Below are 6,185 nucleotides of genomic sequence, written 5' to 3'. Positions count from 1 at the left end.
GGCTTCGTCCAGTAGCAGGATGGGCGCGTCTTTCAGCATCACGCGCGCAATGGCCACGCGCTGGCGCTGGCCGCCCGAGAGCTTCACGCCGCGCTCGCCCACCTGGGCGTCGTAGCCGGTGCGGCCGTGCAGGTCGCTTAGCGTTTCGATGAACTCGGCGGCCTCGGCGCGGCGGGCTGCAGCGTGCATGTCCTCTTCCGTGGCATCCGGGCGGCCATAGAGGATGTTGTCGCGCATGGAGCGGTGCAGCAGCGACGTGTCTTGCGTGACCATGCCGATGTTGCGGCGCAGGCTGTCCTGCGTGACATGGGCAATGTCCTGCCCGTCGATGAGCACGCGGCCCGCGTGTACGTCGTGAAAGCGCAGCAGCAGGTTCACCAGGGTGGATTTGCCTGCGCCTGAGCGGCCGATCAGGCCGATCTTCTCGTCTGGGCGGATGGTGAGCTGCAGCGCATCGATGACCGGGCGGCCTTTGCCGGAGGCAGCTCCCTGGTTCTCGTAGGCAAAGCTCACGTTCTCGAAGCGCACTTCGCCCCGCGTGACTTGCAGCGGCTGCGCATCGGGCGCATCCACCACGGTGCGGGGTTTGGTCAGCGTGTTGATGCCGTCCTGGATGGTGCCTACGCTCTCGAACAGCGTGGTCATCTCCCACATCACCCAGTGGGCGTGGCCCGACACGCGCAGCGTCATGGCGATGACGGCGGCCACGGCGCCCGCGCCCACCTCGCCCAGCGACCACAGCCACAGCGCCGTGCCGCAGGCGCCCAGGATCATCGCCACCACCAGTGCCTGGTTCACGATCTCGAAGAGGCTCACCAGCCGCATCTGCGCATAGCCCGTGAGCTTGAAGGCATCCATGGCCGCCCGCGCAAACTCGGACTCGCGCCGCGTGTGCGAGAACAGCTTGACGGTGGCAATGTTGGTATAAGCGTCGGTGATGCGCCCGGTCATCACCGAGCGCGCGTCGGCCTGCGCCTTGCCCACCTTGCCCAGGCGCGGCACAAAGTACCAGCAGGCCAGCCCATAGGCCACGATCCAGAGCGCAAACGGCACGATCAGCCGCGCATCGAAGCCCGCGAGCAGCACGAGGATGGTGACGAGGTAGATGCCCATCCCGATTACCACATCGGTGGTGGTGAAGATCATGTCGCGCACGGCCAGCGCGGTCTGCATGATCTTGGTGGTGATGCGGCCCGCGAACTCGTCGGCGTAGAACGCCATGCTCTGGCCCAGCATCAGGCGGTGAAAGTTCCAGCGCAGGCGCAGCGGGAAGTTGATGGCCAGCACCTGGTGCTTGAGGCTGGTCTGCCAGGCCACCAGCACCAGCGTGCCCAGCAGCAGTGCCACGATGCCCAGGATGGAGCCCTGGCGCTCAGTCCACAGGCTGTGCGGCGCCACGGTGGACAACCAGTCCACCACATGGCCCAGCACGGCGAACAGCAGGGCCTCGAACACGGCAATGGCCGCAGACAGCGCCGCCATGGCCACCACATAGCCGCGCAGGCCACGGGTGCAGTCCCACACAAAGGCCATGAAGTCCTTGGGCGGCAGATGGGGTTCGGCGGGGGGATAGGGGGGCAGGCGGCTTTCGAAATACTTGAACACGTAGCAAGGCTCCTTGTTACCCGATGGTAGAGGAGCCGCAGGACCAGGGTGTGTCAGCAGCGACTTGGGGTGATCTCACTTTCGGTGCAGATTACCCGGTTAGGACGCTCGGGTTAACCCTAGATTAGTGTTTTCTGAGGTCAGGTGGTCTGCCCTCCTGGCAGTCTTTTCAAAGTGTGGTTTGAAGACGAGCTGTCAGTTGTGAACCGGTGGCCTGCGTGAGTCCCGTTCGCCCATCGACCAAAAACAACGACTTGCAGAACGGCCGATAGAGCCACGATCGATCATCCACCGCCACCCATCTGCGATGTGGCACATCGTTGGCCCAAAGCCAGGCATGGCACTCGGCCTCCCGTTCGTACCCCACCAGCGTATTCGGGACGTTCGTTAGATCGCAATATCTGGGGGTAACGCCTTCGATCATGGCGGCAATGTCCGGAGAGAACCTTTCCAATAGATCCTCATAGGCCTGTTCCAGGCGCCAGGTGCTGGTGATCACGATCTGGCACTCGGGCACCTGTCGTAACGCATCTTCCAAGATCGATAGGCAACAGAAGTGCCTCGACTCGTGGCAGTGCTCTGGGTGCAGGACCCCATCAAAATCCAGAAAGAGTATGGGCACAGCGCGACTTCAGAAACAGATTTCCAATAGGGCTGAATATTTTTTCGAGTTAGCGAGCCTATGAGACTATTTGGTCGTGGTCTTTTTAGTCTCATTGGACGGAAATCGGGTGGATGTCTTCCCGAAAGCGTGTTCCACCCCAAGCCGACTTTGGTCGGGCGCTGCAGCAATTGCGCGCGGCACGCGGCTTGGTTCAGGAAGACATGTTGCTGGCAACGAGCCGCCGACACATCAGTCGCATCGAGCAGGGACATCAAGTGCCCAGTATCCGCACCATCGAGGTATTGGCCGAGCAGATGCAGATCCACCCTTTGACCTTGATTGCTACCGCGTACTGCCCAGCCCTGGACACGAACTTGGTCAATGAACTCCTCAGGACCGTCAAAGCGGACTTCAAGGGCATCATTTCAGACTAGGCTTGGCATTCCGATTCGGCCTGTTCCTTGGCATACTGAACCAGCATTTGAAGCCCTTGTATCAGACCGGTGCCAATGGGTGTGGCATCTTGGCGGTGCAGCATTCGATTGACGATCTCCCGATCCACAGCAGTGCTGAGCAAGCACAGTGCTTCTTGCAGAGTTTCGAGGCCCACTTCCATGCTGTCGCCTGAACGTTTGGCTCCCGCCTTGGTCAGAAGCAACAGGGCGAGCGGTAAGGCTGCACTAGCGGGATCGTGATCCCCGCTCCAATCCGAGCCAGACAGAAGGTCTCGGAGTTGGTCTGACATCAACAATAGGTGGTTGTCATCCAGCGCATCCGGCAGGATGGCTTCCCAACCCCGTGACGTGATCAGGCGCAACATGTCCTGTGCTCCAAATTTTCCTAGGGTCGCTTTTTCCAAACGCAGCATCATTCTTCATTCAAGTTAATATGAGACTAATTGGTCCCGTTTGGGGCCGTGGCGTGCGAAGATAGCTGAATGGAATGCCATTTTTGTTTTCCAAGTGTGCCCGTCTCCCAATGGAAATAAACCGGTTGCCCAGATCTGCTTAAAGAGGCAACCAGTCTGTTGCCTCATGCGTTTGCCCCCTTGAAAAACCGCCTGGATCTCACCCGCTTGGCCGAACTTGATCGGCAGTTTTGCGATTTCGCGAAGCTGCAGCGGAATGCCACGCCCAGGTGTGGCTGGGCAAAGACGGTGAGATTGGCCTTGGGCATGAGTTCCAAAGCGCTAGGTGAGCGCTTGGGCATGACGGCGCAGGGAGTCCGCAAACTGGAGCAGGCCGAGGCCAACGGCACTATCACGCTGAATACGCTTGCACGTTTGGCTCATGGCCTGGACTGTGAAGTGCACTACATGTTTGTTCCCCGAACCAGTTTGGTGGAGCAGGTGCTCAACCGTACTCAAGAGATCGCTGGAATTGCGTTGCCGTCCACGTTGAAGGGGGCGGAGGTGCTGACAGATGCAGAGACGCTGATGGCCCTTACGAGTGCGCTGGTAAAAGTGAGCAAGCGTGGCCTTTGGTGAGTCAGCGCTGGTTCTCCTACCGATACAACCCCGCGATGAGTTTGAACTTCGTTGCTATCATTAGCGCAAAGCAAGCCCCCGGTGCGACCTCTGCGAAAGCATGCCCCCGGGGGCGACGTTTTTCTGAGAGGTACTTTGATGAAATCTCTCTCCGAAGCTCGCGACAGCTCTTGAGAGATCACCGCGCCATGGAATTGCACCGCACAGGTCAGGCTGCCCGCAAGGCGAAGCGCGTCATCACAATCAAGGTCAAGCACGCTCTTCCTGTCATCACCGCAAGGGAATATGCGCGCTCGGGCGATGCAACCAAAGATCCGACACTCAGGCGACGCCGCTGTGCCATTGTTAACGGGACTGATCGGTAACTTGTGGACACGAATTCTGCCCCCATCGCCCTAGAAGACCACATCGCTATTCTCACTATGCTTGTGCGGCGCATGGTTGATGAGTCTGGTGACCCAACTGGTTTCGACGCACAGACCTGGCTTAATCACTGGCTCGTGGGGGTGGTCCCAGCGTTGGGTGATCGAAGGCCTCTCGATGTGCTCAAAGAGCCCGGCGGCCTTGAGGTGGTGCGGAGCTTGCTCATGCGTGTCCAGTCTGGTGCGTTCTCGTAGGAATACGCACGTGGCTGGCAAGTTCTGAGTCCGCTCTGGCCCCGCCGTCCTCCTTGACTATATCCCCACCAAGCACAGTCCAGTCCCAACATATGGCTCTGTCCTCTGGCCAAATTTCCCCATATCTCCCTGCGTCCACTCCACGCAGCGCGGACGTCGTCCTGTACCTCGATCTCGATGGCGTTGTTCACCATGAAAAAGTGCTCTGGCATCCACGCAAGGGCATCTACATGAGCCCGTATGAGGCTGCAGGACATTCGCTGTTCGAATGGGTTCCATTCCTGGAGTCGGTGCTCCAACCCCACCCGGCAGTCGCCCTGGTACTGAGTAGCACCTGGTGCATCCGCCCAGGGTACAGCGCAACCCTTAAGCGCCTTCCGGCGTCCTTGCGTGCTCGGTTTATTGGCGGGACCTACCACAGACGTGTGCATGGCGTGGACCCATGGAACCTGTCCATGTTCCGCACCACACCCCGGGGCGTGCAAGTTCAAGAAGACGCTCAGCGCAGAAAACCCCATCAGTGGATAGCACTCGATGATGATCTGGAAGATTGGCCTGACTCCTGTCGGCAAAACCTGATCGCATGCGAGGGAACTACGGGCTTGTCAAACCCCGAGGTACAACACGAACTGAGGGAGAAACTGCGCAGCTGTCATGTCGCCTTGTCGGCCAGAACCCCATAGCAGCTCGCGGGGCACGGTGGACTTAAAAACGGTCTAACTATCGAACCTTCATTCGAGAAATCCCCTGCCGCAAGTGTCTTGGATGCAAGGTTGGACGCATCCTGAATGTACATTTGGACGAGCCCTCAATGTACATTTGGACGGTAAACGCACCGTTGCTTTCCCATGCATAGTCCGACCATCCCGTTTCGCCTAGTCTCCACTCAGCGCGAAGAGCAATTGGCTCAATTCAACGCCAGGAAAGAAATTGCTTGGTTTGGGTTTAGGGGGGCGTTCAAAGAGCCAGGCTTGGCGATCATCAATTTCACCAAAATCGAATCTGGCCTTCAGGGAGGTGGAGGAACCTCCGCAATCAATGGCGGTGTTATCGCCGCAGGTTTTGATGCAGCCTTCGTGCTTGCCGGTTTGGGTCACTACGATTCCAAGGTCGTCGTCACTCTGGAGTTGTCGGTCAAATTTTTGTCCCTTGCACTTGTCAACGAGTCGCTTGCATTCCAAGCGCATGTGGTTCGATCTGCTAAAAACTTCTCGTTCGCCGAGGGCTTTCTCTCTCAGGCAGGTACAGGGCCAGCCCAACATTTGGCAATTGCCACCGCTATGGTGGCGCCTGCGCGCTAGGCACGCGGCGGGAATGCGCAAGGCGCCAAAGGTGTCCTTCCCCTCGGCTGAGATGGAGATTTTCGACGGTCGTTCACCCAAGGCGCGAGCGTTCTAACTCGTAGAGACACCACCAGCAATGGGCTCGTTTGCTGCTTTCCGAGCTTATATGCCGATTGAATTCCGTGAGGCCTTGACCTTCCCACCGTGGCAAGGTTCATAGTCAAAACGTGAATCAACCAAAGGAGGCTCACATGGTCCATTTCAATGTTCTTGATATGACGTGCGGCGGTTGTGCTCAGCGTATTCGTCGAGCAATAGCTCAGGCCCAACTGCCAGCAGGCGTCGAAGTAGAAATCGATGTGGCCGCGCGGCAGGTCCGCGTTCCTGGGCAAGCCGAAGACGACACTGTAGAGCTTGTTCGCTCTGCAATTGAGCGTGCCGGATACAAAGCAGACGCCGTGGTGGCGACTTCATCGCGCCGAACAACCGGTGGCTGCTGCTGTTCGTCTCGGTCCACAACCTCTGTTGATGTGAATCAAGGTGCTGCGAACCGTACGTCGTCATGCTGCAGTTGAACCAACAAGGAGACC

General features: G+C 58.6%; 10 protein-coding genes. 7 read left to right on the top strand and 3 right to left on the bottom strand.

Going from position 1 to position 6,185, the window contains the following annotated elements:
• Positions 1–1,605: ABC transporter ATP-binding protein (locus AC07Z7_RS12915; RefSeq protein WP_494766449.1), on the bottom strand; the 1,605-nt coding region annotated here is incomplete at its 3' end.
• A 169-nt stretch (positions 1,606–1,774) separates the two neighbouring features.
• Positions 1,775–2,227 carry an HAD domain-containing protein gene (locus tag AC07Z7_RS12910; RefSeq protein ID WP_099741089.1) on the bottom strand — a complete coding sequence of 151 codons (453 nt, stop codon included), beginning with the start codon at positions 2,225–2,227 and terminating at the stop codon, positions 1,775–1,777.
• A gap of 113 nt (positions 2,228–2,340) precedes the next feature.
• Here AC07Z7_RS12910 and AC07Z7_RS12905 point away from each other — a divergent pair, with 113 nt between their 5' ends.
• Positions 2,341–2,643, top strand: coding sequence for a helix-turn-helix domain-containing protein (locus AC07Z7_RS12905; RefSeq protein ID WP_137749014.1), 303 nt, complete (start codon positions 2,341–2,343; stop codon positions 2,641–2,643).
• Here the strand turns inward: AC07Z7_RS12905 and AC07Z7_RS12900 are convergent.
• Positions 2,640–3,077 carry a hypothetical protein gene (locus tag AC07Z7_RS12900; protein WP_494766448.1) on the bottom strand — a complete coding sequence of 146 codons (438 nt, stop codon included), beginning with the start codon at positions 3,075–3,077 and terminating at the stop codon, positions 2,640–2,642. The genes AC07Z7_RS12905 and AC07Z7_RS12900 overlap by 4 nt on opposite strands.
• A gap of 180 nt (positions 3,078–3,257) precedes the next feature.
• Here AC07Z7_RS12900 and AC07Z7_RS12895 point away from each other — a divergent pair, with 180 nt between their 5' ends.
• The 6 genes from AC07Z7_RS12895 to AC07Z7_RS12870 all read left to right on the top strand — a co-directional run bounded on the left by AC07Z7_RS12895 (position 3,258) and on the right by AC07Z7_RS12870 (position 6,170).
• Positions 3,258–3,695 carry a helix-turn-helix domain-containing protein gene (locus AC07Z7_RS12895; RefSeq protein ID WP_055400384.1) on the top strand — a complete coding sequence of 146 codons (438 nt, stop codon included), beginning with the start codon at positions 3,258–3,260 and terminating at the stop codon, positions 3,693–3,695.
• 188 nt (positions 3,696–3,883) lie between these two features.
• Entirely contained in the window at positions 3,884–4,060 is a 177-nt protein-coding gene (locus tag AC07Z7_RS12890) for a hypothetical protein (protein ID WP_158236318.1), read from the top strand.
• Between the two features lie 57 nt (positions 4,061–4,117).
• On the top strand, positions 4,118–4,312 hold the full coding sequence (locus AC07Z7_RS12885) for an antitoxin Xre/MbcA/ParS toxin-binding domain-containing protein (RefSeq protein WP_082836271.1): 195 nt from the start codon (positions 4,118–4,120) through the stop codon (positions 4,310–4,312).
• 92 nt (positions 4,313–4,404) lie between these two features.
• A complete protein-coding gene (locus AC07Z7_RS12880) occupies positions 4,405–4,995 on the top strand; it encodes an HAD domain-containing protein (RefSeq protein WP_137749012.1) in 591 nt (196 codons plus the stop codon).
• 165 nt (positions 4,996–5,160) lie between these two features.
• The gene (locus AC07Z7_RS12875; RefSeq protein ID WP_056419573.1) at positions 5,161–5,613 is read left to right on the top strand and encodes a PaaI family thioesterase; all 453 of its coding nucleotides are present in this window, start codon (positions 5,161–5,163) and stop codon (positions 5,611–5,613) included.
• A 233-nt stretch (positions 5,614–5,846) separates the two neighbouring features.
• On the top strand, positions 5,847–6,170 hold the full coding sequence (locus tag AC07Z7_RS12870; RefSeq protein WP_082836291.1) for a heavy-metal-associated domain-containing protein: 324 nt from the start codon (positions 5,847–5,849) through the stop codon (positions 6,168–6,170).
• Positions 6,171–6,185 lie beyond the last annotated feature (15 nt).

Source organism: Acidovorax sp. GW101-11A03, assembly GCF_059424825.1.
The sequence above is the reverse complement of the archived record's forward strand: the minus strand, read 5'-3'. Positions and strand labels throughout refer to the sequence as shown.

Bases quoted from the DNA above. Each gene is read 5' to 3' on its own strand.
- AC07Z7_RS12875 (WP_056419573.1), top strand. From the start codon at position 5,161: ATGCATAGTCCGACCATCCCGTTTCGCCTAGTCTCCACTCAGCGCGAA.
- AC07Z7_RS12885 (WP_082836271.1), top strand. From the start codon at position 4,118: ATGCTTGTGCGGCGCATGGTTGATGAGTCTGGTGACCCAACTGGTTTC.
- AC07Z7_RS12870 (WP_082836291.1), top strand. From the start codon at position 5,847: ATGGTCCATTTCAATGTTCTTGATATGACGTGCGGCGGTTGTGCTCAG.
- AC07Z7_RS12905 (WP_137749014.1), top strand. From the start codon at position 2,341: ATGTCTTCCCGAAAGCGTGTTCCACCCCAAGCCGACTTTGGTCGGGCG.
- AC07Z7_RS12880 (WP_137749012.1), top strand. From the start codon at position 4,405: ATGGCTCTGTCCTCTGGCCAAATTTCCCCATATCTCCCTGCGTCCACT.
- AC07Z7_RS12890 (WP_158236318.1), top strand. From the start codon at position 3,884: ATGGAATTGCACCGCACAGGTCAGGCTGCCCGCAAGGCGAAGCGCGTC.
- AC07Z7_RS12900 (WP_494766448.1), bottom strand. From the start codon at position 3,077: ATGCTGCGTTTGGAAAAAGCGACCCTAGGAAAATTTGGAGCACAGGAC.